At 69.7% G+C, this 24,520-nt stretch carries 24 protein-coding genes; 17 read left to right on the top strand and 7 right to left on the bottom strand.

Annotation, left to right across the window (positions count from 1 at the left end; genetic code table 11):
- The first annotated feature begins 66 nt into the window (after positions 1–66).
- The 4 genes from EBO35_RS08975 (at position 67) to EBO35_RS08960 (ending at position 4,423) form a co-directional block, all read left to right on the top strand.
- Positions 67–927 (top strand): helix-turn-helix transcriptional regulator, encoded by an 861-nt coding sequence (locus EBO35_RS08975; protein WP_122817405.1) that lies wholly within the window; start codon positions 67–69, stop codon positions 925–927.
- A gap of 124 nt (positions 928–1,051) precedes the next feature.
- Complete coding sequence (locus EBO35_RS08970) at positions 1,052–1,810, top strand: NADPH-dependent F420 reductase (protein ID WP_122817404.1); 759 nt, start codon at positions 1,052–1,054, stop codon at positions 1,808–1,810.
- Positions 1,807–3,903, top strand: coding sequence for an MMPL family transporter (locus EBO35_RS08965; protein WP_241153938.1), 2,097 nt, complete (start codon positions 1,807–1,809; stop codon positions 3,901–3,903). The genes EBO35_RS08970 and EBO35_RS08965 overlap by 4 nt, the downstream gene beginning before the upstream one ends.
- 109 nt (positions 3,904–4,012) lie before the next feature.
- Complete coding sequence (locus EBO35_RS08960; RefSeq protein WP_122817403.1) at positions 4,013–4,423, top strand: VOC family protein; 411 nt, start codon at positions 4,013–4,015, stop codon at positions 4,421–4,423.
- A 109-nt stretch (positions 4,424–4,532) separates the two neighbouring features.
- Here EBO35_RS08960 and EBO35_RS08950 read toward each other — a convergent pair whose 3' ends face one another.
- The 4 genes from EBO35_RS08950 to EBO35_RS08935 all read right to left on the bottom strand — a co-directional run bounded on the left by EBO35_RS08950 (position 4,533) and on the right by EBO35_RS08935 (position 7,890).
- The gene (locus EBO35_RS08950; RefSeq protein ID WP_122817402.1) at positions 4,533–5,312 is read right to left on the bottom strand and encodes a hypothetical protein; all 780 of its coding nucleotides are present in this window, start codon (positions 5,310–5,312) and stop codon (positions 4,533–4,535) included.
- Positions 5,313–5,323: 11 nt separating this feature from the next.
- Positions 5,324–5,833 carry a SigE family RNA polymerase sigma factor gene (locus tag EBO35_RS08945; RefSeq protein ID WP_122817401.1) on the bottom strand — a complete coding sequence of 170 codons (510 nt, stop codon included), beginning with the start codon at positions 5,831–5,833 and terminating at the stop codon, positions 5,324–5,326.
- Positions 5,834–5,962: 129 nt separating this feature from the next.
- Positions 5,963–7,015, bottom strand: coding sequence for a DUF2776 family protein (locus EBO35_RS08940; RefSeq protein WP_206422723.1), 1,053 nt, complete (start codon positions 7,013–7,015; stop codon positions 5,963–5,965).
- Between the two features lie 230 nt (positions 7,016–7,245).
- Positions 7,246–7,890 carry a TetR/AcrR family transcriptional regulator gene (locus EBO35_RS08935; RefSeq protein WP_122817400.1) on the bottom strand — a complete coding sequence of 215 codons (645 nt, stop codon included), beginning with the start codon at positions 7,888–7,890 and terminating at the stop codon, positions 7,246–7,248.
- Positions 7,891–7,997: 107 nt separating this feature from the next.
- On the opposite strand from EBO35_RS08935, the gene EBO35_RS20420 reads away from it, so the two are divergent.
- The gene (locus EBO35_RS20420) at positions 7,998–9,251 is read left to right on the top strand and encodes an SDR family NAD(P)-dependent oxidoreductase (RefSeq protein WP_241153937.1); all 1,254 of its coding nucleotides are present in this window, start codon (positions 7,998–8,000) and stop codon (positions 9,249–9,251) included.
- A gap of 151 nt (positions 9,252–9,402) precedes the next feature.
- Here EBO35_RS20420 and bsh read toward each other — a convergent pair whose 3' ends face one another.
- Both bsh and EBO35_RS08915 read right to left on the bottom strand, forming a co-directional pair.
- A complete protein-coding gene (gene bsh, locus EBO35_RS08920; RefSeq protein WP_122817398.1) occupies positions 9,403–10,350 on the bottom strand; it encodes a choloylglycine hydrolase in 948 nt (315 codons plus the stop codon).
- Positions 10,351–10,632: 282 nt separating this feature from the next.
- Positions 10,633–11,655, bottom strand: coding sequence for an SDR family NAD(P)-dependent oxidoreductase (locus EBO35_RS08915; RefSeq protein WP_122817397.1), 1,023 nt, complete (start codon positions 11,653–11,655; stop codon positions 10,633–10,635).
- A 111-nt stretch (positions 11,656–11,766) separates the two neighbouring features.
- On the opposite strand from EBO35_RS08915, the gene EBO35_RS08910 reads away from it, so the two are divergent.
- Positions 11,767–12,213: a MarR family winged helix-turn-helix transcriptional regulator gene (locus tag EBO35_RS08910; protein ID WP_164477876.1), complete on the top strand. Its 447-nt coding sequence runs from the start codon at positions 11,767–11,769 to the stop codon at positions 12,211–12,213.
- A 428-nt stretch (positions 12,214–12,641) separates the two neighbouring features.
- Here EBO35_RS08910 and EBO35_RS08905 read toward each other — a convergent pair whose 3' ends face one another.
- Positions 12,642–13,271 (bottom strand): LysE family translocator, encoded by a 630-nt coding sequence (locus EBO35_RS08905; protein WP_122817395.1) that lies wholly within the window; start codon positions 13,269–13,271, stop codon positions 12,642–12,644.
- A gap of 186 nt (positions 13,272–13,457) precedes the next feature.
- Here EBO35_RS08905 and EBO35_RS08900 point away from each other — a divergent pair, with 186 nt between their 5' ends.
- The 11 genes from EBO35_RS08900 to EBO35_RS08850 all read left to right on the top strand — a co-directional run bounded on the left by EBO35_RS08900 (position 13,458) and on the right by EBO35_RS08850 (position 24,516).
- Complete coding sequence (locus tag EBO35_RS08900; RefSeq protein WP_122817394.1) at positions 13,458–14,897, top strand: helix-turn-helix domain-containing protein; 1,440 nt, start codon at positions 13,458–13,460, stop codon at positions 14,895–14,897.
- 346 nt (positions 14,898–15,243) lie between these two features.
- A complete protein-coding gene (locus EBO35_RS08895; RefSeq protein ID WP_122817393.1) occupies positions 15,244–15,852 on the top strand; it encodes a hypothetical protein in 609 nt (202 codons plus the stop codon).
- The gene (locus EBO35_RS08890) at positions 15,845–16,933 is read left to right on the top strand and encodes a BtrH N-terminal domain-containing protein (protein ID WP_122817392.1); all 1,089 of its coding nucleotides are present in this window, start codon (positions 15,845–15,847) and stop codon (positions 16,931–16,933) included. Before EBO35_RS08895 ends, EBO35_RS08890 begins: the two co-directional genes overlap by 8 nt.
- Before the next feature lie 62 nt (positions 16,934–16,995).
- Complete coding sequence (locus EBO35_RS08885) at positions 16,996–18,216, top strand: DegT/DnrJ/EryC1/StrS family aminotransferase (protein WP_206422722.1); 1,221 nt, start codon at positions 16,996–16,998, stop codon at positions 18,214–18,216.
- Complete coding sequence (locus EBO35_RS08880; protein ID WP_122817391.1) at positions 18,213–19,163, top strand: transketolase; 951 nt, start codon at positions 18,213–18,215, stop codon at positions 19,161–19,163. The genes EBO35_RS08885 and EBO35_RS08880 overlap by 4 nt, the downstream gene beginning before the upstream one ends.
- Positions 19,160–20,224 carry a transketolase family protein gene (locus EBO35_RS08875; protein ID WP_122817390.1) on the top strand — a complete coding sequence of 355 codons (1,065 nt, stop codon included), beginning with the start codon at positions 19,160–19,162 and terminating at the stop codon, positions 20,222–20,224. The genes EBO35_RS08880 and EBO35_RS08875 overlap by 4 nt, the downstream gene beginning before the upstream one ends.
- Positions 20,225–20,320: 96 nt before the next feature.
- A complete protein-coding gene (locus EBO35_RS08870) occupies positions 20,321–20,494 on the top strand; it encodes a lysine biosynthesis protein LysW (RefSeq protein WP_122817389.1) in 174 nt (57 codons plus the stop codon).
- Between the two features lie 3 nt (positions 20,495–20,497).
- Positions 20,498–21,394, top strand: coding sequence for an ATP-grasp domain-containing protein (locus EBO35_RS08865; RefSeq protein WP_122817388.1), 897 nt, complete (start codon positions 20,498–20,500; stop codon positions 21,392–21,394).
- On the top strand, positions 21,394–22,410 hold the full coding sequence (argC, locus tag EBO35_RS08860; RefSeq protein ID WP_122819529.1) for an N-acetyl-gamma-glutamyl-phosphate reductase: 1,017 nt from the start codon (positions 21,394–21,396) through the stop codon (positions 22,408–22,410). Before EBO35_RS08865 ends, argC begins: the two co-directional genes overlap by 1 nt.
- A gap of 37 nt (positions 22,411–22,447) precedes the next feature.
- Complete coding sequence (locus EBO35_RS08855) at positions 22,448–23,359, top strand: [LysW]-aminoadipate kinase (protein ID WP_122817387.1); 912 nt, start codon at positions 22,448–22,450, stop codon at positions 23,357–23,359.
- Positions 23,356–24,516, top strand: a complete 1,161-nt coding sequence (locus EBO35_RS08850; protein WP_122817386.1) for a M20/M25/M40 family metallo-hydrolase — start codon at positions 23,356–23,358, stop codon at positions 24,514–24,516. The genes EBO35_RS08855 and EBO35_RS08850 overlap by 4 nt, the downstream gene beginning before the upstream one ends.
- Positions 24,517–24,520: the final 4 nt, after the last annotated feature.

Genomic DNA, 24,520 nt, shown 5'->3' with positions numbered 1-24,520 from the left:
GCCCTCGTCAGCCGGGGGTGCGACAGGACCCCCTCTGCGGGACTTTCCGAGACCTACGATGAATTCGTGAGCGAGAAGACGAACCCCTTGGGCACGTTCCTGCGGGCGCGTCGAGGGCTCGTGACCCCCGAGCAGGCGGGCATCCCCGACTTCGGCGTACGACGCGTTCCGGGCCTGCGGCGTGCGGAGGTCGCGATGCTCGCCGGCATCAGCGAGGACTACTACCTGCGCCTGGAGCGAGGCCGCGATCGCCACCCGTCAGTGCAGGTGCTGGAGTCGATCGGCCGTGTCCTCCAGCTCGATGACGAGCACCTGGCCCACCTCCTGGCCCTGGCCGCGGACGTTCCTCGCAAGCGCCGGGCCCGCCGACCGAAGGAGACAGTTCCTCCCGGCGCACTCAAGCTGCTGGACTCCTTGGCCCAGCCCGCCTTCATCGAGGGGCGGTACTTCGACATCCTGGCCGCCAACGACCTCGCCGGGGTTCTGTCCCCCGGACTCGTCGTCGGCGGAAACCAGCTGCGGGCCTTCTTCCTCGACCCGGCCGAGCAGCTCTACTACCCGGACTGGGAAGCCATGACGGAGTGCTTCATCGCGAACCTGCGACAGGCCGTGGGCACCGACATCGACGATCCCCGGTTCATCGAGCTCACCGGGGAGCTGTCGTTGGCAAGTGCTCAGTTCCGGCGGCTCTGGGCCCGCCACGAGGTGCGCGGGCAGACAGGGACCCCGATCCGGTTCAACCACCCGCAGGTCGGCGCGCTCACCCTCAACCGGGAGCGGCTCAGCATCGGCGGTGCCGAGGACCTGATGCTCGTGATCTACCACGCCGACCCTGGCTCCAGTCACGCGGAGAAGCTCAGCCTGCTGGCGTCCGCCGGCCTCGCCGGGAGAAGAACCCGGCACCCGGCCCAGCCGGCCACGACCTGAGGCCCCGCGCCGGGGACTCACGGATTCGTCTGGGCGACCAGCGCGAGGACACACGTTCTCGCGCTGACCATGCACGCACGTCATCACGTCATCACGTCATCACGTCGGACAGGAGGACGCATCCATGCCCACCATCGGGATCATCGGCGCCGGCCAGGCCGGAAGCACGCTCGCTCGAGCGGCCATCGCCGCTGGCTACGACATCGTGATCGCCAACTCGCGGGGACCCAGGACCTTGACCGGCGTGGTCCGCGACCTGGGTCCGCGGGCGCTCGCCGCGTCCACGGCGGATGCCGCCGCGGCAGCCGACTTCGCCGTCATCGCGTTCCCGTACGCGCCCGGCGACAGGCTGCCTGTCGAGGAGCTCGCCGGGAAGGTCGTGCTCGACCCCAACAACTACATGCCCTGGCGGGACGGGGCCTTCCCCGATGTCGACTCCGGCCTCAAGACGATTCACGAGCTGCGCCAGGAGCAGCTGCCCACCTCGAAGGTCGTGAAGGCGTTCAGCCACATCCAGTTCCACGAGCGCTCCCAGATCCGGGTCCCGAGCGACGCACTGCCTGCCGTGCTCCGGCTGGCCAGACCGCCCGGAGCACCTGACCGAAAGGCCCTGGTCGTCTCGAGCGACCACCCGGACGCCGTCGAGCTCGTGACCCGCTTCTATGACGACCTCGGGTTCGACGCGGTCGACAACAGCCCCCTCAGCGAGTCCTGGCGCAGTGCCCCCGGAACGCCGATGTGGCGCCACCACGTCGATGGACAGAGCCGCGACGAGCTGATCCGCAACCTGGGACGTGCGCGGCGCCCGGGTGACGTCGAGCTTGGCGAGCCCGAGCGGGACGCGCGGCTGCAGCTCACCCGCAAGATCGACGGTGCGCCGTGACCCGCGCACCGGGTGCTGCGGCCCGTCACGTCATCGATCACCCCCGCCGGACCCTGCTGGTGCTCGCCTTGTTCCTGGTCGTCGCCGGCGTCCTCGGAGGGCCCGTGGCCGGCGCGCTCAACTCCTCCGGAGGCTTCGTGCCCGAGGACGCCGACTCCGTACGCGCGACCGAGCGCCTCGAGTCGGCCACGGGTCGGGCCCCCTCCCCCGGCCTCGCCATCCTGGTCGAGGACCCCGGCGAGTCCCGGCTCGACGACATCAGCACCCGGCTGGCTGACCTCGACGGGGTCGCCGGGGTGGCGCCGGGCGGCTCCTCGCAGGACGACAGCAGCAGGTTGGTCCTCGGCACCCTCGCGGCCGGGGCCGAGAGCGACGACGTCGCCAGGGCGGCCCTCGACGAGTTCGCCGACGACGACGACGACGTTCTCGTCGGCGGCCAGGCCGTGGCGTCCCTGCAGATCACCGAGACCGTCGGCAAGGACCTGGCGCGGGCCGAGCTGCTCGCCGCACCCCTCCTCCTGGTCCTCTCCCTGATCCTGTTCGGCGGGCGAGCAGCACTGCTTCCGGTGGTCGTCGGGATCACCACGGTGCTCGGCACGTTCCTGGCGCTCACCGGCGTCAACCAGCTCTACGGACTGAGCGTCTTCGCGCTCAACCTCGTGATCGGCCTCGGGCTCGGCCTCGCGATCGACTACACGCTGTTCCTCCTCGCCCGCTACCGCGAGGAGCTGCAACGGCAGGGGACGACACCCGGCGCGATCCTGGCCACGATGCGGGCCGCCGGGCGAACCGTCGCCTTCTCCGCGGCCACCGTCGCCACTGCCCTCGTGACCCTGACGGTGTTCCCGATGAACTTCCTCAAGTCGATGGGCATCGCCGGGGCCATCGTCGCGGTCGTCGCTGCCGCCGCATCCTTGGTCGTCACGCCGATGTTCTTCGCCCTGATGGGAGCCAGGCTCGCCCGCCGCTCGCGTGACACCGGGGCGCAGGGGCGCTGGTACCGCTTCGCGCATGCAGTCCTGCGCCGCCCGGGCCGCATCGCCGCGGCGACCGCCGCGGTGATGCTGGTCCTGTCCGTCCCGAGCCTGCGGACCGAGTGGGCCCCGATCGACGAGACAGTCGTCCCGACCGACCAGAGCGCGCGAGTCGTCTCGGACCGGCTGGCCGAGGAGTACGCCAGCACCGGGACCACCCCGATCACGGTCGCGATGCGGGCCGACAGTCCCGAGAAGGTGGCCGAGTACGCGGCCCTGGCCAGTGCGGTCCCCGGCGTGCAGACCGGCACCGAGCCCCTCGCGCTCGGGAACGACACCTGGCAGCTGGCACTCCCCGCCGGCGGTCGACCTGCGGGGCCCGTCGCGCAGCAAGCGGTGGGCGACCTGCGCGAGCTCCGGGTCGACGGGGTGGACGCCTTGGTCGCCGGGCCGGCCGCGGCCTTCGTGGACCAGCAGGCAGCCATTCGCGCCAACCTCCCCCTCGCGATCGGCCTCATGGTGGCGCTCACCCTGATCGTGCTGTGGCTGATGACAGGCTCGGTGGTCCTGCCCATCAAGGCCGTGGTGATGAACACGCTGACCGTCGGGGTCGCCCTCGGCGCCCTCACCTTCGTCTACCAGGACGGCAGGCTGACCGGCCTGCTCGGCTACACACCCAACGGCGGCGTCGAGCCGACCGACTTCCTGGTGGCCGCCGCGCTCGTGTTCGCCCTCTCGACCGACTACGGGGTCTTCCTGCTCGGTCGGATCAAGGAGGAGCGTGAGAGCAGCGAGTCCGAGAACGAGGCGGTCGCGACGGGCCTCGCACGAACGGGAGCCGTCGTGACCAGCGCCGCGCTGCTGCTGGCGGTCGCCATCGGTGCCTTCAGCACCAGCTCGATCTCGTTCATCCAGCAGATCGGTGTCGCCACCGCGGTGGGCGTGCTGGTGGACGCCTTCATCGTCCGATCCCTGCTCGTGCCGTCGCTGATGGGTCTGCTCGGCGCGTGGAACTGGTGGTCGCCCGCGTGGCTGCGCCGGGTCCACGAGCGCATCGGCATCCGTGAGAGTCCTGTCCGCGCCGACGATCCCCCGGGCGTACGAACGCCTGCTCGGTGACCCCTCGCACACCGCCGGTCTGCGCACCCGTGGGACGCGCCGACCTGAAGGTGTCGCCGCTCGTCGGACGGGGCGGGTTCCTCGCCGTGGGCGGCCGTAGCGTGGACGCATGCCGATGGAACTGGTTTCGCTGCTCGTCGACGACTACGACGCAGCGATCAGCTTCTTCACGAGCACCCTGGGCTTCGTCTTGTCGGAGGACACCCCATCCGTGACCACAGACGGACGTCCGAAGCGGTGGGTCGTCGTGCGGCCCGCAGACGGGGGCTCCGGACTGGTGCTCGCTCGCGCGGACGGTGATGAGCAGACTGCGGCGATCGGCCGCCAGTTCGCCGGGCGGGTCGGGCTGTTCCTTCGCGTCGACGACTTCGAGGGCACCCTCGATCGCCTGTTGGCCGCGTCCTGTGAGCTGGTGCGTCCAGCCCGAAACGAGGCTTACGGGCGGGTCTGTGTCTTCCGGGACCCGTGGGGCAACCTCTGGGACCTCCTCGGCGCGGCCCCGACGAGCGCCACCGCTTGAGGTCGGACTGTCTCCGCCCCGGTCACGGGTCCGACATCGCCGAGGCCGTCGCCTACCTCGCGTCGGACCGTGCGCAGTGGGTCACCGGAGTGCCCCTGACCATCGACACTCAGTCGAACCACTCGGTCTTGGTGACCAGCTCGACCAGCTCGTCGGCGTCGAGCACCGGGTCGGCACGGGTCGGCTCGCCCCCGAGGGCGGCCTTCATGGCGTTGTAGGCGATGAGATTGACGATCTTGCCGTCGCGAAGGATGTAGATCGCCCCCACACCCGCCAGCTCTGGATGCTTGCCCGAGACGTCGGGCAGCGACGGGCCCGTGAACACCCAGCCGGCGCCGGTGTCGACACAGTCGTCGGGGCCCGGCGAGGCGGCGACTCGGTCACACTTGGCGTCTTTTCCACTGACAGTCCCGGAATCGCCGGAGCTGATCATCGCCAGGATCTCGCCGAGCCCGCGTCCGTCGGGGTTGTAGTCGACGGTGGCGATGTACCCGGGGTCCCGGATGTCGTCCGGGAGCGCGCCGAGCAGCAGCTCCTGTGCCCGCTGCAGGTGGGGCGGGAGCGCGTCTGGCGGCTGTGACGCCGGCCCTTGGGTCCGCTCCGCAGCGGTGCTGGGGTCGACATCGGCCGGGTTGCTCGCCACCGAGGATCGCTGATCGTCCTGGCCACCGAGGAATGACGGCGCCGCGACTGTCGCCACGGCCGCCACCGTCGCCAGCGCCGCGGTCGCGCCGATCCCGACCGCCTGAGCCGTGCGCCGGCGACGGGTGGCACGCCGGCCTCGGCTGAGGCCACCGGCGACGAGCTCCTCGCTCGCGGTCACCGAGCGCATGGCGTGCTCCATCAGGCGGGTCATCTGATCGTCGTGCAGGGGCTTGTCGTGAGTCATGTCATCGCCTTTCACCGGCTGTTCTCGTGTAGATCAATGAAATCGGCTCCGAGGTGCGCTCGGATCCGGGCGAGAGAGCGTGAGGCCCTGGCACGGACCGCGTTCTCGGTGAGCGAGAGCTCGCGAGCCACAGTGGCCACATCGGCGTCGAGCAGGTACCGGTGCACCACCACCGCACGATCCAGCGGCGTCAGCTCGCGCAGCGCGGCCACCAGCACCTGCCGCAGGTCACTGTCGGGCGTGGCCACCTGGCCGTGCGGCGGGTCGGCGACCGAAACCTCGGTCGAGCTGCGGCGCCGTACCGAGTCCAGATAGATCCGGGTCAGGATCGTGCGAGCGTAAGCAGTGGGGTTGTCGGCCGCCTTGACCCGCGACCACCGCGAGAAGACCCGGGCCAGCGTCTCCTGGGCCAGATCCTCACCGCTGTGTCGGTCCCCGGTGAGCAGCCACCCAGCTCGTAACAGCTCGTGGGAGCGAGCCCGCGCGAACTGCTCGAAGTCGGCCCGATCGGTGCGCTGCACATGTCCTCCTGCGCCGTCGAGGACCACGTCCCCTGGGTGTCGGTGTCTCTACCCCTACGACGAGGCCAGCGACGAATATGTGTCAGCCGGTCCGGTCCCATCCGCACCCGAATGGCGTTGGACGGTTGCCTACTCCGAGGAGGACGTACCGCTCTCCAGGATGGAGACGATCGAGTACAGCGTGAAGCAGATCGCGCCCAGCCCCACGAGGACGTGCGCGGCGATGAAGACGTTGGTGTCGCTGAACGCCGCCTGGAAGACGAACGCCGCCAGGAACAAGCAGCTGAGGGCGGTCACGATCGGGATCAGCGGGACCCGGTTGGCGAGGCCGAAGGTACGCCGCCACACCAGCGCGAGGAGCCCGACCTTGCTGAGGATGCTGAAGCAGACCAGCCCGAGGCCGATCATCACGAACCCTGGGGTCCGGTAGTACGGCTCGCTGTCCAGGATCAGCAGCACCACCCCCCAGGACATGCTCGCAGTGCCCATCACGATCACGAGCCAGGGCCACCGGACGCGGTCCCGCGGACCGTAGGAGTTCTGGACCTGGCGCAGGATGCTCCACACCAGCCCGATCAGGCTCGTGCAGATCATCGCGAGGCCGCTGACCACGTGGCCGACGGTGAACCTGCTCGGCGAGGTGGTGAGCAGCAGGTTGCCGATCCCGAAGGTCCAGGCGACCGCCGCGAGCAGCACCGGAAGCACCGCCAGCGCGACGACCGCACCCCTGGAGAACGCCCCGGGTGGCGGCGTCCGGTCGCCGGCCGGCTTCGCGGAGTTGGCGGGGATGAGCGAGAACTTCGTGGATGCGGTGGCGACGGTGGACACGCAGCCGCAGATCAGGCCGAGCCCGAAGACCACGTGGCCGGCGACGTACTCGGGGTTCTGGCCGCTGCCGGAGGCGCCGGCGAAGAGGTAGACCCCGTACGCCGCGGTGCCGACCGCCGCTAGGTACCCGAGCGCGGGGTAGAGGACCCGGTCGACGGCGTTGAAGCGGCCGATCAGCTGGCGGATGATCGTGGCAGCGGTGCAGAACAGGCACAGGCAGATCGCGCCGAGGAACGTGACGACCCGCCCGGCGACGAAGTTGCCTGGCGCATCGCCGGCGTTCCACACGTAGACGCCGAACCCGACGCACACCCCCATCATCGCCAGCGGGATGGCCCGGAAGATGACGCTCACCCAGTAGTTCGTGACACCACGCCCCTCGGTGCGTTGACGCTCACTTGCTCTTTGGTCGCCGCCCGGAGGGCCGCGCCCGCAGGCCGTTCACCCAGTAGAGCACGCATCGTGCGGTTCCGGGGCCTGCGGCAGCGGGCGAGGTCGCGTCGGGAACCGATGGCGGAATGGTCCTGGTGGCTGCGGTCGCGAGCATCGGCGCGACGGTGGGACTCGTTCGCGGTCGGTGGAACTCAGTCCTTGGCCGACGACCCTGGTCCCGTCGTGGCGTACCGGGCAGCGATGGTGCGGACGGCCTCGTCGACCACCTGGGCGACGCGCTCGGCGCTCACCTCCCAGCCCGGCACGAGGAGTGTCGGCCAGAACACGTAGTTGGAGATCATGCCCAGGAACTGGGTGGCTGCGAGGTCGACATCGTCGACCCGCACCGTTCCGGCGTCGTGCTCGGCGAGCAGGTAGCTGCGTACGGACTCGAAGTAGGGCAACTTCCCCTGCGAGAACTGCGCATGGGCCAGCTCCGGGAACCGCGGCAGCTCGGCGATGACGATCCGGAACAGGTCGGTCATCTGGGGCCGGCTCAACAGGTCGGCGTACCGGCGACCGAGCGCGCTGAGCCCGTCGACGACGTTGCCTGCCGGCGGAGGGTCCTCCTCGTCAGCGGTTGACCAGGACTCGGTGACGATGGCGTCGAACAGGGCAGCCTTGCTCGGAAACTGCTTGAACAAGGTGGCCCGCGAGACACCCGAGCGCTCTGCGATCCGCGCCAGCGACGTCCGGTCGTAGCCCAGCTCGAGGAACAGTGCGGTCGCGGCCGTCACGATCAGCGCGCGCTTCTCCTGGGCGACGCGCTGGTGGTACGTCGGTACGTCCCTGCTCATGGGGGTGAGCATACGAGGTAAGTGGCTCGACTCGCCATTGACGCCGACCTACTGTCAGGGCGTGGTGAGTCACTCGACTCGCCACCCACGTACCGAAGGAACATCTGATGAACCGCTTCGAGAACCAGACAGTGCTCGTGACCGGTGGGACCGGTGGCCAGGGATCGAGCCATGTGCGCGCCTTTCACGCGGAGGGAGCGAACGTGGTGATCGGCGACATCGACACCGAGCGCGGCGCCGCTCTCGCCGACGAGCTCGGGTCCCGTGCCCGCTTCACCCGCCTCGACGTCACCGACGAGAGCTCGTGGTCCGCCGCTGTGCTGGCCGCCGAGAGCGCCTTCGGCGCCCTGAACGCGCTCGTCAACAACGCGGGCGTCCAGAACCCGCCGGCGCCGATCGAGAACACCGACCAGGCCACGTGGTCGCGCATCCTCGACATCAACCTCACCGGGACCTTCCTCGGCATCAAGGTCGCCGCCCCCGCTCTGCGCCGCGCAGGAGAGGGAGCCATCGTCAACATCGCCTCGACCATGGGCCTGGGCGGCACGGCGCACTACGCGCCGTACGTCGCCAGCAAGTGGGCCGTGCGTGGCCTCACCCGAACGGCAGCGCTCGAGCTCGGCCGTGACCACATCCGCGTGAACACCATCCACCCCGGAGTGATCGCGACCCCCTTCATCCACGAACCAGCAGCCGGAGCCACCGCGGCCATCGCCGACTTCTACTCCCCCGAGCCGTTCGCCATCCCCCGGGCTCGGGGAGCCGACCGACGTCACCCGACTTCTCCTGTTCCTCACGTCACCCGACGCCTCGTTCATCACGGGGTCGGAGTACATCATCGACGGTGGCCTCCTCCTCGGGCCCGCCCTTCAGGCCGAGACCGCATGAGCACCCCAGACCCGACCGGATCGAACGACTCGGCACGGGACGCGTCCTTGTCGCACCTGCCCGATGACATCCGGCGAGCCATCGAGATCACCCCCGCCGCAGGCACCAGGGAACGGATCATCGACATCACGACGCTGGGGCGCCGCACCGGCCGGTCACGCCGCCTCGAGATCTTCTTCTACCGCGCTGCGGGCAACACCTACCTGTGCAGCGGCGCCGGCGGCGCCGCTACCGACTGGCATGCGAACCTGCTCGCCAATCCCGACTTCACCTTCCACCTCAAGAACGGGATCCGTGCAGATCTGCCGGCACGGGCCACGCCGGTCACCGACCCAGCCGAACGGCAGGCCGTGCTGGCGGAGATCGTCGCGGATCTCAATCAGCCCCACGACCCCGGCACCATCCGTCCGACCCGGCTCGAGGACTGGGCCGAGAGCCGGCTGATGCGCATCAGCTTCCGCCACCGGCCGTGATCGCGGACCCCCTCGACAGGTGACCTGCTCCCCGTCGCGTCGCCCCGGATCCGCACCTCGGGCAGGGCGATGCGGGCGGCGCAGGCCTTCAGGTGGCGCATGGCGCCGACCAGGCTTTGCTCTGCTGACACGTCCAGTCGGAAGGCTTCCGTCAGACGACGACGAGCTTGCTCCCGTCTGTCGCGTGGTCGGCCATCGCGACCCGCTGGATCGCGGGGTCGTCGTAGGTGTTCCAGTAGTACGTCCTGGTCCGCGCCGAGTAGAGCCCGGTGTAGATGGTCCTCTCGAACTCGCCGGAGCCCATGGCTGCGCTGCCGTCCACCATCGCGACCTGCTGGAGCGTGTGGAAGGCCCTGCTGACGTTCTCCTCCTCGCTCGCCTTGCCCGGGTAGTGCGCGTTGACGTACGCCGCGCGCACGAACCGGGACGGCGAGTAGTAGTCACCGGGGATCCCTCGCATGTGCGCCCCCGAGCCGAACGGGCCCAGGTGCGCCCGCCCGAGCACGGTCTCCTCGGGAAAGTCGGGCGTCACGTTGAGGTAGTTGCGCAGGTTCTCACGGTGCCACCCGAAGCCCGGCTGGTTGGCAAGGACGTCGACGTCGTCGTCGAAGACCTGGAGGCCCTCGCTCGTGGACTCCACCACGATGGCGCGCGTCGAGTCGCCGATGATCCAGTGCAGCAAGGAGCTCGGGTACTTCTCGTTGATGGGCTTGTCGACGATGACGACGTCACCGAGGGCGGCCTGGACCTCGTCGACGCTGGCGAACTGGGAGGCCACCCAGAGCGGGAACTCGAAGGCGGCGACGTTCGTCGCGCCTTCGACCGGCTCCTGCGCGTAGCTTGCGTAGCCCGGGAAGTTGAGGCCCGCCACGGCCAGGCCCGCGTCGTTGCCGCAGTCGAAGTACAGCGGCGTGTCCTCCTCCACGATCCCCATGCCGATGACGGCGTACTGGATGCGCGGCACTGCGCCGAACGGTGAGTTCGTGTCGTACGCGGTGGGTGTCAGCACCACCCGCTCGCCGTACCCGATCGTCCAGTCGAGGTTGCGGGCGAGAAAGAGGTTGTTGCTTGCGTCGGAGAACCTGATGCTCGTGCACATGTCGTCACCCCTGCGCTATCGGCAAAGCTGCGACGGCCTCGCGTGACAGTCGCCGCCGGCCTCGCTCGTCCGGTGCGCCTCGGCCCGATCAGGCCTCGGTGGTTGTCCTTTGCAGGCTAGCCCCGGGGGGACCACCCGGGAATCCCCACCGCAGGCGTACGGCGCCCCCGCCGTGCCATTCCTCGCACGAAGTGCGGCCAGAAGCGTGGCCACACGACTTCGCAGGCACAGAAGCCGCCTCCCGCCGCAGCGGAAACGGCGACGTCGGGCAGGTCGCCTCGATCAGCTCATCGAGCCAGCGCAGCACTCGGTCAGGGCCCACCGGGTGGTGGGGGTCCCGATTGCACCGTGGCCGGGGAGGTCGGGTGCAGCGTGCACGTGCGGCACGACCCACCCAGGCTCGAGGAGGGGCGCGTGCAGCAGTGCTTCGGCCCGCTCCCAGAGCCAGGCCCCTAGTGCCGGGTCACGACTGGAGTCGACCGGGTCGGTGAGGACGGGTCGCCCTGCGGCCACATGGCGAGGCCCGATATAGGCCATGGCGGGCAGCGATCTCGCTGACAGGGCGGTCACGGCTGGCTCCGCGGCGGCCTCCTTGCCTTGGACCCAGAAACGGAAGGCCGGTCCCAGTCCCCGGGCGGCCGCCCGAACGATCAAGGGGCGCCGGTGGATGCCGGCGCGGTCGGGCGTGAGCGCGTCGATTGCCCCACCTGGGTGAGTGACGATGGATTCGACGGTGGAGCGCGAGGCCCGCAACCGTCGGTCGAGCTCGAAGCCGAGGATCTCGGCAGCATGGCGAGACATCGCGTACGCGACGCGAGGACGGTAGGACTGTTGAGCAAGCCAGTTGTCGGGGTCGAACGGGAGGCGACGGGTGAGCATGCTGCCGACGCTCACGACGCGGGCATGTGGCGAGGCGGCGAGGGCCGGGAGCGTGAGCCGTAAGAGCTCCAGGTGCGCCAGGACGTTGACGGCGACGGTGGACTCGACGCCGAACGGGCCTTCCTGGTAGGTGCGGGGGGCAGCGATCACGCCGGCGTTCATGATCAGGCCGTCCAGGCGGTCGAGCGTGCCGAGGTGGCGCCCGACCTGGCGGACCGAGTCGATGTCGGAGAGGTCGATCCTGAGGAACCGATGGGCTCCACCGCGTGGCAGCTGCGATAGCGCCGTACTTCCGCGGGTCGCGGACCGGCCGGCTATCACGACGTTCGCGCCCAGGTGGGCGAGTCCCTCCGCGACGAAGAACCCGATGCCGGAAGTGGCACCGGTCACGACGATCGTCGCGCCATCAAGACGTCGCGTTTCCATGTGTCTGCCTCCGGTTCGGCGGCGCCTTGACGCTCAGGCAACCTTTCAAGTCTGGAAGGAATGGTAGCCAATCATTTCCAGACTGGAAGCAGATCGCCGTACGATCGGCGGATGACGCCCGAGGAAGACGTGTTGGCGGCCGCCCTCCTGTCCCTCTACGACCTGACCTCGCGGACCACCGAGGCGGTGTCCCCGACGCTGGACGAGCACGGCCTGACGCTCAACACCGCTTACACGTTGTGGGCCGTCGACCCGGACGAGCCACCGCCGTCCATGGGCGTCCTTGCGGAACGTACTCGATGCTCACCACCGAACCTGACCTTCCTCTGCGACCAGCTGGAAGCTCGTGGACTCATCCTCCGAGCCGTGCCCGCCTCAGATCGGCGTCAACGAGTCGTCAAGCTCACCGATGCGGGACGCGCTGCCCGGAGCGCAGTCGTCGACGTCATGCTGAGCGGCTCACCGCTGCGCACCCTGAGTCGAGCGGATCTCATGGAGCTTCATCGCCTCCTGCAGTCGGCGTCGGATCCTGAGGTTCCCTCGTCCCGGAGGCCATGAGAGAGCGTGATCGCGCGGACACGCTCAGCGCGAGGCGTCGCCGGCAAGAGAAGCGCGTCCTCGGGCTCCCCCGCCACGGCGTGCGCGTCAGCCACGGCCGGGTCGAACGAGTGATGCGCCACACCGACCTGCATGGGCGTGCACCGGCGTCGGCTCAGCGACTGCACCCGCCGCGATCGGGCAGCGACACCGTCCAATGACCTAGTCGAGCGCAGGTTCAACCCCGACGCGCCGGACCGACTCTACGTCGCGGACGTCACCCAGCACCGCACCAGTGAGGGCTGGTTGCACCTCGCCGTAGTCATTGGCTGGGCGGTGGCGTGGCGTGTGGTCAGGGCCTCAGACAACGCGATCCGTGGGTCGCGCAGATCGCCCTGCTGGTGGATCCGGTTTCTCCCCGTGCGCAGAGGCACTGGCCGCGCGGCGCCTCAGATCGACTGGGCGACGAGCAACGCGGCGAGCACCGAGTAGGTCGTGCCCGCGAGCAGCGTCAGCCCGGCACGGGCGCGCCCGTTCGAGGACGAGGACTCTCGGAGTTGTCCCGCGGCTATCCCGATCCCGGCGTCGATCACGAATCCCACGATCAGGAAAACCGCGCCGAGCATCAGGAACTGCGGCGCGTACGCATCAGCAGACCCGACGAACTGCGGCAGGAACGACGCGAAGAACAAGATGATCTTCGGATTCGTCAGATTGACCAGCAGGCCGCGCCGGAATGCTGAGAATTGCTCGACCGATGGCGGACCGTTCCCGTCCGACCCAGTGCCCGACCTCAGCGATCGGAAGGTCGCCCACGCCAGGTACGCCAGGTATCCGGCTCCCACGACGCGGACCACCTGGAGGGCTGTCGGGCTCGCACCCAGGACGGCTGCGAGACCCAGGGCAGCCAAGGTCGTATGGACTGCGATACCGACGGCCATCCCGGCGGAGGCGAAGATTCCAGCTCGGCGCCCCCCGGTACCGGCTGCGGCAACGATGAAGGCCTGATCTGGACCGGGCGCCAGGCAGATCGCGACAGCCGCCGCGAAGAACGCCGGCAGGACATTGAAGTCGATCATCGATCCTCCCGGACACCGCAGAATGTTCACTGACCATGACTGCAACGACTCCCGTAGTCAAGAGTGAGTCACTCAGACGCGACTATGGGCGAGTACGCTGGGGCGGGGCTGTGTCCGCGCCGAACTCACCCGAGGTGATTGCGACGGGGCAGGCCCGGTCACCCATGCAGTGCGTTCTGGAGGTTCATGGTGGGTAGCGACTCGTTCATCAGCGGCTCCGGTCCCGCGCCGGATCCCCGGCCCCTCGGCGACCCGGCGGAAGCGCCGAACGCCCAGCTCCAGCTCGGCGCACGCATCCGCAGGCTCCGCAAGGAGCGCGGCCTATCCCAGCGCGTGCTGGCCGGTGACGACCTCTCCCCCAGCTACGTCTCCCTGCTCGAGTCAGGTCAGCGCAACCCCACCGACGACGTGCTGCGGATCCTCGCCGACAGGCTCCAGACGACTCCGGCCGAACTGACCGGCAACTCTGAGCTGGCCACCCCGGCCTCTGTGGAGACCCAGCTGGAACTGCGTTGGGCCCGCATCGCCCTCTACAACGGCGATGCCACCGACGCACTCGCCCCCTTGCGCCGACTCCTGGACAACGAGGAGCTCGGTCCGGTCGAGCGCAGCGAAGCGCAGCTACTCCTGGCGACCGCGCATGAGCTCAACGGACAGCTCTTCGAGGCGGTCGACCTCCTGGAGCAGGTGGGCCCCCGACTCACCGAGGACGCCGAGCGTTGGACCGCGGCCCAGACCCAGCTGTGCCGTTGCTACAAGGAGATCGGAGACCTCGACCGTGCCATCGACGTCGGCGAGGCCGTCAACCGCCGGCTCGGCGACCAGGAGCTGACGGACTCCGCCGCAGTGCTGGCGACCACCCTGGGCGGCGCCTACTACGAGCGTGGAGACCTGGCCCGCGCCGCTCACGTCCTGAGTCGGGTGCTCCAGCAGACCGAGCGCCTCGGATCCCATCGTGCCCGCGGCGGGGCCCTGTGGAACAGCAGCCTCGTGGCCGCGGCCGAGAACCGACTCAACGAGGCGCTGATGCTGGCCGAGCGTGCTCTCGCGATACTCGGTGAGAGCGACAACACCCGCAACCTGGCTCGTCTCAAGGTTGCGTACGCCTGGCTGCAGCTCGAGACGGGTGGCGACGATGTCGAAGCGACCCGGCGACTGCTCCTCCATGCGCAAATCGATCTCCAGGTGGAGGGCTCCGCCGTCGACCTGGCAGCCTGCTTGACCGAGCTGGCCCGCTGCGACCTCCTCATCGGCGACTTCGAGGCCGCGCGCCGGACCGCGACGTCCGCGATCGACCTCCTCCGTCACGCGCCGACCATCGAGGGCGCCCGGGCTCACGCGATCCTGGGGCAGGGGCTAATCCTCTCCGGAGACGTCGGACACGGCGCAGCCGCGATGCGAGCCGCTGCGTTCCAGCTGCAGGACATGGCCGCACGGCGTGAAGCCGCCCGGGTCTGGCGCGATCTCGCCGAGCTCGCCGCGCACGCAGGGGAGACCACTCTCGCGACCGAGGCGATGGAAGCGGCGGCCGCGGCCCTCGGCATCGTGCCTCGCTCCGTGCGCGCCCTGCTCCGCAGGCACGATGCCAGCAACGAGGAGCAGGAAGCCGACTCGAGCCGTCACTGAGCCCAGACCGCCCGGCGCAGGCTCCTGACCCGCGATGCCTCGGCGCTCCTGCTAGCAGCAGGTCGGGGGACCGCTCTTCGCGGGCTTCGATCCGGCGGGCCCAGGAGCTGCCGAGTCACCTGGCCTCGTCGACCCCTCCGGCCCCGCCGGGTTGACCACGAGCACGGACAGGGACAAGGCGAAGAGTGCAATGCCGCCAGCGAGTCGAGATCTCCGTGACATGAGCTGTCCTCCCGATAGTCAAGAAATGATGACTGACTATTGACTCACGCGGCGAGCCGAGTCAAGAGTGAGTCAGCGACCGCTGGCCAGCCGTTGCTCTCGACCACCGGAACTGGAGTCCGCGATGACCGAAACGACGACGAGGGTGACCACGGCCGGCGGCTCGGCCGGGACGCTTGTCGACTTGTCAGGACACCGAAACAACCTCAGCTGCACGACGACCGACTCACTCCGGGAGGGTCGGTTGAATATCTGGCGCAACTCGCTGCCCCAAGTGGAGATGCCGACGGCGGGCCTGCTCGAGATCCACGGCGTGGGCTTCTCGCTCCCCCGGTTCGACGGAATCAACCCCGACAACGTCGTCTGCTCCGGTCAGCACCTCGCCTGCGCGTCGGGTTCGTATGACTGGATCTATCTCTTGGCCACGTCGGAACGAAGGTCCGAGGACCAATTCTCGCTGCACTTCGCTGACGGGTCTGTCGATTTCGAGAGTTTCCGTGTCTCGGACTTCTGGCACGCCGAACCCGCTTTCGGCGACCGTCGCGCCTTCGGCACCACGCAGATGCACTATCCCTTCCACGTGCAACCGAACCTGCGGGGGGACGTGTGGTTCCAACGGGTCCCCGTCACCCGAATGGTGCCGCTATCGGGTGTAACCCTCCCCGACAACGTCGCCATCCACCTCTACGCCATGACTCTCATCCCGAGTCGTTTGGAGAGCTTCGATGCCTAGACCCAACGAGTTGCGCACTTTCCAGGCCCGCAAGCTCGAGCAGTGGTATCACGACCCGCTCAACTGCCTGCACACGACCGTCGCGACGGTCCTGATGGCGCGAGGCGCCGACCCCCTCCAGGTCCTGGGGCGCAACCTCGGATTCGTCCATCTCCCGGGCGAGGTGACCAGCGAGGAGTTCTACTACCCGGCCACGTCCCCTAACGGTGTGCTCGGAGACCTCGCCCCGTTCCACGGGATCCACTCTCGCTGGTGGCGCCCGGACTCCCACGACGTCATCGGGCAGCTCTACGAGGCACTCGTCCAGGATGAGCTGCTGGTGGCTGCGGTCGACAACTTCCACCTTCCCTACCGACCCGCCTTCCACGACGTCCACGCGGCCCATCTCGTGGTCATCGACGGACTCGACGAAGGCCGGCAGACCCTGTCGATCTCCGACGCTCAGCCACCGGTGTGGCGTGGACATGTCGAGCTCGCCCCCTTCCTCTCCGCGTGGGGGTCGGCCAACCCGGCGGACGAGCAAGACGCCTTCTTCAGCTCGAGCGGCATCGAGTACCGGTGCCTCCGAATCACCATTGATGACGACTTCCACCCGATGACCCACGACGAACTGCGGCTCACCATCGAGACCAATCTCGCCGGGCTCAGCGGACAGGGTCAGCGAGCCCCTGACCTGGCCGTCACCGACGCCAGCACGGACTCCGCCGGAGCGCTGACCGGGATCCCGGGTCTCGCCGTCTACCTCGATGAGCTCGTGGCAGCGGCCGCCGACGGCAAGGCAGAGGCGCTCTCGGACCTGTACGCCATGGCATGGCCGCTCCAGGCGCAGGGCTTCATGCACGGTCGGTTGCTGACCTGGGCGAGCGCCGAGTGGGCCGACCCCAGGCTCGCGGTGATCGGTCGCTCGTCCCACGCCATCGCCTCGGCCTGGACGAACCTACGGGTGCTCGGCGCCCATCTGGTCGAGACACCGCAGCAGCAGAACTCCCAGCTGCGGCGTCGGGCCCAGCAGCTGCGGCAGGCCTACGAGACCACTGCCTACCTCTACGAATGTTGGATCAGCGCCGAGGGAGCGGCCTGATGGGGCTGGCGTCGGCAGCGCGGTCGATCGCGCAGCCGGCCCTTTCCGGCGGGTCGCGAGCCGTGACCCTGCCCGACTCGACCACCTGGCCGGTCATCACACCAGCCGACCGCGACGCAGTCCTGGGCGTGCTCTCCGACGGCGCGCTGGTCTCGGACAGGAACGAGGAGACCGCCGTCGACCGGTTGGAGACCGAGTGGGCCGAATACGTCCGCGCACGTCACTGCATCGGCGTCGCCAACGGGACGATCGCGCTGGAACTGGCTCTGGAGGCAATAGGGGTCGGGCCGGGCGACGAGGTGGTTGTTCCCGCGCTCAGCTTCGTCGCCACCGCGATGGCGGTGGTCAACCGGGGCGCCCGGCCAGTCTTCGCCGACATCGACCCGGTGACCTACAACATCGACCCGGACTCGTTGCGAGCCGCGATCACTGCCCGCACCGTCGCCGTCATGCCCGTGCACCTCCACGGACTGCCGGCCCCGATGGACCAGGTGATGGAGATCTGCCAGGCCCACGGCCTGGCCGTGATCGAGGACGCCGCACAGGCCCACGGCGCCACCATCGAAGAGCGCCACGTAGGCACGTTCGGCAGCATCGGCTGCTTCAGCCTGCAGGCCACCAAGAACCTTCCCACCTGCGGCGAGGGCGGCCTCCTCGTCACCGACGACGACGCCGTGGCTAGTCGGCTCCGCCAGCTCCGCCAGTTCGGTGAGGTCATTGAACGCGGCCGTCCACGCAAATACCTCTCCCACATCGTGGGCCACAACGCCAAGCTGAGCTCGGTGCAGGCGGCCTTCACCTCCAGCCAGCTGCGGCGCCTCGAGGCGACCTCCGAATGCCAGGACCGCAACGTCCGCGAGTTCCTCACCGCACTCGAGCCGCTCGCCGGGTTGCATGTCCCCCGCGCGGCCGATCCTCGGGCGCGTCACGTGTGGCACATCCTGCGATTCCGCATCGATCCCGGCGTTGCCGGCCTGGACCGTTCCGAGGCCGGACCCGTCCGTGAGGCACTTCAACGGCTCCTACGCGCCGAGGGCGTACCCGTCACCCGATACCAGCTGATTCCGCTGTCGGACCAGCCTGCCTTTTCCGACCTCCCGCCGACGACCGCGAACGAGGAGATCCCGGTGACCAGGGCCGTGCTCGCAGACTCCTTCGTCCTCCAGCGCCGGCACCTCGACCCGTCCGCTGCGCCGCTTCTTCGTCAGTACGCCGAGGCGTTCCACAAGACGTGGCAGCACGTGAACCTCGTGCCCGCCCTGACCGCATCGAGGCGACGATGACGCCCAGAGCCGAGGCGTGCGACCCGGCGAGGCCGCTGGGCACCGGCCGCCCGGCCGCCGCCGGAGTTGAGACCCACCCGGGCCCGGGGTATGACGCGAGTGACTCCGTCGGCGAGCTCGACCGCATCGCTGCGCGTGTCCGTGAGCGGGTGACCCGGATGTGTGCTGGACCCGAGGGCGGGCACCTCGGCGGATCCCTGTCGCTGGTCGAGGTGCTGACCACGCTCTACTTCTCGTCGCTGAACATCACCGCAGCGAACGTCGATCACCCCGACCGCGACATCGTGATCCTGAGCAAAGGTCACGCAGGGGCCGCCCTCTACGCCACCCTGGTCGAGCGGGGCATCCTTCCTGCGGAGCACACCGACCGGTACGGCCAGCCCGGCGCGCCCCTGGGGGGCCATCCCTCGCCTCACGTCCCTGGGATCGAGGTCGCCACCGGCTCCCTGGGACACGGGCTCGGAATCGGCGTCGGCTACGCGTTGGCCCGGCGGTTGCAAGGACGACCCGGTCGAGTGGTCGTCGTGCTCGGGGACGGTGAGCTGCAGGAAGGCGCGGTGTGGGAGGCCGCACTGGTCGCCGCGGCACGCCGCCTGGGCAACCTCACCGCCGTCGTGGACAAGAACGGTCTGCAGCAGTCGACCTCCACCGCCGCGGTGCTGGGCTCCGTCGACCCCGCTGCAGGCCTCGGCGCTCTGGGATGGACCATCGCGAACGTCGACGGACACGACCTCCGCGCCCTGGGCGCAACCCTGGCCGCACCCACCGGCGCGGGGGGCTCGTTGCCCTCCGCACCCCTGCTGGTGGTGGCGGAGACCGTGAAGGCCCGCGGGATCGCATTCCTCGAGCGCAAGGTGGGGTCGCACTTCGTGACCCTCGACGAGTCCCGGCTGGCCAGGAGCCTGCAAGCACTCACGAGCACGGGACCAGGGGCCGGCGGATCATGACGCGCGCCTCGGCCGACCCCCACCTCGCCGGGGCGCCCTCTCCGCGGAAGGCCAGCGACGGGCGTGCCCCGACCCGCCCAATGGACGCTCCTGCATCCCCGACGGCGGCGACCCGCGCCGCGGCTAAGGCGGTGGTAATCGAGCAGATGCAACTCGACCACCGGGTGGTGTGCATCGACACCGACACCGGCCTGTTCGCCGCCTCGGACTTCGCGCAGTGCCCCGAGCGGTACCTCAACATCGGGATCGCAGAGCACACGGCGGTCTCGGTGGCTGCCGGCCTGGCCCGGGAAGGCATGCGTCCGGTGGTCTTCATGTTCGCCGCCTTCGCAGTCAACCGGGCCGCCGACGCCATCAAGCTCAACGTCGCCTACGCCAACCTCCCGATCGTCCTGATCGGGACGCACGCCGGTCTCTCGGCCGGGTTCCTGGGAGCGACCCACCATTGCCTCGAGGACCTCGGTCTCATGCGGGCGCTACCCAACGTCGCGGTCGTCGCGCCGGGCGACGCGTTGCAGGCAGCCCAGCTGCTGCGGCAGCTGCTCGCGGCCGACGGACCTTCCTACCTGCGGCTGGGCCGCAGAGCGTCGCCCGTCCTGCCTGGGGATAGTCGGTCCGTCCTCGGTGTCCCGCAGGTGGTGGCTTCCCCGGCCGAGGGGGTCGACCGCTCGGTCACCGTCTTCGCCTGCGGGCCCGAGCAGCTCGCTGCCGCACACCTCGCCAGCGAAGCACTGGGACGAGACGGCACCGGCGTGACCGTCGTGAACGTGCACACCCTCAAACCGTTGTTCACCGACGCCGTCGTGGACCTGCTGCCCGAGCCGAGCGGAAACACCCAGGGACTGGTGGTCACCCTCGAGGAACACTGGCGCAGCGGCGGCCTCGGTGACGCCATCGCTGACATCCTCACCGCCCACTCACCACGCCGGATGCTGCGCCTGGCCGTCCCGGACACCTTCTGCGCGACGCCCGGCGACCACGCATTCCAGGTGCACGCCGCGGGCCTCGATGCGTCGTCCATCACCGCACGTATCCGGGCAGGTCTTGCCGACGCGCCATAACCCCCCGGCCCCGGATCCGCAGAGCGATCGCTCAGCACCGACCGGGTCACCAGTTGAGCCACCTACACCAGCACCCCACCGAGAAGGAGAAACACCATGGCCACCACGACCGCCTGCATCACCTGCTCAGACGAGCTGGCCCTGCCCGCGAACACCATGGTCGGGGAGGTGATCGACTGCAAGCACTGCCTCAGTGAGCTCGAGGTCCTCTCCACCGACCCCCCGGTGTTGGTCCTCGCCCCGGAGCCTGAAGAGGACTGGGGCGAGTGAGCCGTGGACGTCCCCCGTACCCCCTCTCCCATCACCCTCGTCGCATCGCGGCTGCGGGCGGAGGAGAAGTCGATCATCGCGGCCCTGGAGGCCAGTGGCCTTGAGTGGCAACACGTCGACCCGCGGCGGATGCGCCTGTCTGCCTCCGGCACGGGTCATTCCCCGGGCGTCTACCTGATGCGCGACATCGCTCAGCACCGAGCGGCCGTGGTCGCCCACGGACTCGCTCACCCGAGCCGAACCGTTATCAACTCAGCGGAAGCGATCGAGGTGTGCGCCAACAAGTGGGCGACCGCGCTGACCCTGGAGGCCCACGTCCTGCCCACCCCGGCCACCTGGGCCGTGACGGACACACAGGAGGCCATGGATCTGATCGGAGACGTCGGCTACCCCGTCGTCCTCAAGCCCCAGGCGTCCTCGTGGGGCCGTAGGGTCAGTCTCCTGACCGATGCGTTCGCCGCGCGGGCCGTCCTCGAGCACTGCGAGGCGCTGCCGTCGCCACAGGCCAAACTGCCCCTGCTGCAGGAGTACGTGCCAGCTCCCGCCGGAGACCTACGCGTGCTGGTCGTCGGCGGACAAGCGGTGGCCGCGGAGCGACGCGTCAGCAGCAGCCCAGGAGAGTGGCGGCACAACGTCGCTCGCGGTGGCGAGGTCGCGGACTTCCCGCTCGTAGAGCGTCGCGACGTCGCCGACCTCGCGGTCGCCGCCGCTCGGGCGACCGGCGCCGACATCGCTGGCGTCGACCTGCTCGAGCGGCCCGGCGGCGAGCTGCTGGTTCTCGAGGTGAACGCAGGCGTCGAGTTCGCCGGGTTGCAGCGCGCCACCGGGATCGACATCGCCGCCGCGATCGTCGAGATGTGCCGGACTGCCGCGAGCGGCAGCATGACCGGTGCGGCCTGATGCACAGCGTCGGGATCCTGGGGGGCTCCGGCTTCGTCGGAGGCGAGCTTCTCCGTCTGCTGCACCTCCACCCCGCGGCGACGGTCCGAGCCGTGGCCTCCGGGAGCCGAGCGGGCAAGGCGGTGAGCAGCGCGCACCCACACCTGCGCTCTATCGTGGACGAACGCTTCATCGACCCCGCCGAGCTCCCCGAGGTCGACGTCCTGTTCTCGGCGCTTCCGCACGGCAACTCCCAGGAGATGGTGGAGACCTACGCCTCGCGCTGCGGCGTCCTCATCGACCTGGCCGGGGACTTCCGGTTGGCCGACGGCGCGCTCATGGAGCGACACTACGGGTGGCGACGCCACACCGAGCACCGCGGGGCGTTCACCTACGGACTGCCGGAACTCAACCGCTCGGCACTGCGCGGCGCCGACCGGATCGCGGTCGCGGGGTGCATGGCGACCGCAGCCATCCTCGCGCTGCGCCCGCTCGCCATCGCAGGGTTGGCAGACGACACCATCCCGATCAACGTGGACGCCCGCACCGGCAGCAGTGGCAGTGGCGCGGGCAGCACACCGGCGGACGGTCACGCGCTGCGTGCCGGAGCGATGCGGGTCTTCGCTCCTCTCCGACACCGGCATCAGGCCGAGATCCAGCAGAGCACGGGGCTGGATCCACGCATGACAGTCACCAGCACCGCGGCGGTGCGCGGGGTCCAGGTCGTCGCTCGCGCAGACATCGGGATCGACGTCGCGGACCTGTGGCGGATCTACCGCGGGACGTACGAGAACGAGCCGTTCATCCGCCTCGTGGCCCAGCGCAGTGGAGCCTTCCGCTACCCGGACCCGAAGGTCTTGCTGGGGTCCAACTACTGCGACGTCGGCTTCGAGACCGACGGGACCACGGTGGCGGTCGTCGCGGCGCTCGACAACCTCGTCAAGGGTGCCGCGGGAAACGCCGTGCAGTGCATGAACGTGCGACTCGGACTGCCCGAGACCACAGGACTCCACGGCGCCGGTCTTCACCCGGTGTGACCCCCCGACCCCCAAGGACCGAGAGGCAGGACGCGGAATGAAGCTCGTGATCAAGTGCGGAGGCCACGGAGACGTCGACTTCGACCAGGTAGCCCTAGATGTGGCTGCCCACGTCGCTGCAGGGGACACCGTCACGCTCGTGCACGGAGGATCCGCTGCCATCGACGCCATCGGGGCTCGCCTCGGGATCCCGGGTCGTCGTCTGCACGCTCCCGACGGCACCGAGACCCGCTACACGGACGCAGAGACCCTGCGGTCCGTCCGACTGGCCCTCCTCGGAGAGGTCAAGCCGCAGCTCGTCGTGAGCCTGCACAAGGCCCACGTGCGGGCGCTGTCGATGAGCGCGCTGGACGCCGGCCTGGTCCGCGCGCGCCGCAAGGGCACCGTCCGCGCCGTCGTGGACGGTCGACGCGTCGTCGTCCGTGACAACCTCGCCGGCCGCATCGAGCAGGTGGAGGCCGACGTCCTGGCCGGCATCCACGACCTGGGGCTGGTCCCGGTGCTCTCGCCGCCCGCCCTCACGGTCGAGGGCGAGGTCGTCAACGTCGACGCAGACCGCCTGGCGGCCAACGTCGCGAGCGCCACTGACGCCGACCGCCTCATCCTCCTCACCTCCGCACCAGGGCTGCTGTCCGACCCGTCCGATCCGTCCAGTTGCCTGAGCCGGCTCGACGCCGAGGCACTCGACGGACGTGGCGCGATCGACGGGGTCCTGGCCCGCGGCGGGATGCGCATGAAGCTCATCGCCGCCGGCGAGGCGATCGCCGGAGGAGTCCCGCGGGTCCACATCAGCGACGGCCGTCGGCCCCGACCGGTCCAAGCCGCTCTCCAAGGCGCGGGCACCGTCATCGAGTGCCGGGAGGGGTACGCCGGTCCCGGGATCCGGAACGGCCTGCCGGGCGTCGCCGGGTCGTCCCGAGGCGCCCCGGGGACGAGGTCGGCATCATGACGAGCAGCGAGCGAGCGGGCCGGCGGACCGCAGGCGGACCCGGCCGGCCCCGACCCGAGCCCTCGGACGGGCAACCGCGCGGGACCGGTCGCACCCCCGTCGACGCCGCGGTCACCGACGCCGCTCTCGCACTGGTGCGGACTCCCTCGCCGTCTCGCCAGGAGGCGCTCGCGGCGTGCCTGTTCGTCGAGATCGCGCGCGAGTGGGGGCTGGAGGCCTTTATCGACGACGCGGGCAACGCTCAGGCGTGGACGGCCGCGGACCCCACAGGCAGCCCGACCGTCCTGCTGCTCGGTCACATCGACACGGTGCCCGGCGGCCCCTCCGCGTCGCTCGCCGACGGCGTGCTCCACGGTCGCGGCAGCGTGGATGCGAAAGGGCCGCTCGTGGCCATGCTCGCAGCGGCGGCCCGCTACGCCGCACAGCGTCGACCTGACGGTCTGCGCGTAGGCGTCGTCGGTGCTGTGGAGGAGGAGACGCCTTGTTCCCGGGGGGCGATGTGGATTCGCGAGCACCTGCCGCCGCCGGACGCAGTCGTCATCGGCGAGCCGTCCGGCTGGGACGCGATCACGTTGGGTTACAAGGGCAAGCTCGATCTCGAGTACGCCGTCAGGACACCCGCGCGCCACCCGGCACACCCGGGGCCGCAGGCCAGCGAGGACATGCTCACGTTCTGCGCTCGAGTCCTGGACCTCTACGGGACTGCCGGCAACAGCAGCTTCAAGAAGGTCAGCCTCGCGGTCACCTCCCTCCACGGCGACTGCCACGCGGCCCGGTGCTCGCTGTCATTCCGAACCCCTCCCGGGCTGGGAGTGGCCGACCTGGTCTCGTGGGTCGAGGACCAGAGCGCTGGCGGCGAGGTGTCGGTCATCAATGCCGTCGACGCGGTCCGCGTGCGGCGCAACGACCCCGTCGTCTCCGCCCTGAGCGCGGCCATCGCACGTGCCGACGGTCGGAGCCGGCACCAGGTGAAGACCGGGACCTCCGACATGAACACGCTCGCCGAGGTGTGGCAGGTGCCGATGGCCACCTACGGCCCCGGTGACGCTGCCCTCGACCACAGCGACGAGGAGCAGTTGCAAGTCCGGGAGCTGCTCTCCAGCACCCGGGTGCTCCACGACGCCCTCACCATCCTCGAGACCCGATTGCCCCGATGAACAC

It is taken from the genome of Nocardioides pantholopis (assembly GCF_003710085.1).
Classification (GTDB): domain Bacteria; phylum Actinomycetota; class Actinomycetes; order Propionibacteriales; family Nocardioidaceae; genus Nocardioides; species Nocardioides pantholopis.
This window is presented reverse-complemented; position numbering and strand designations above follow the sequence as displayed.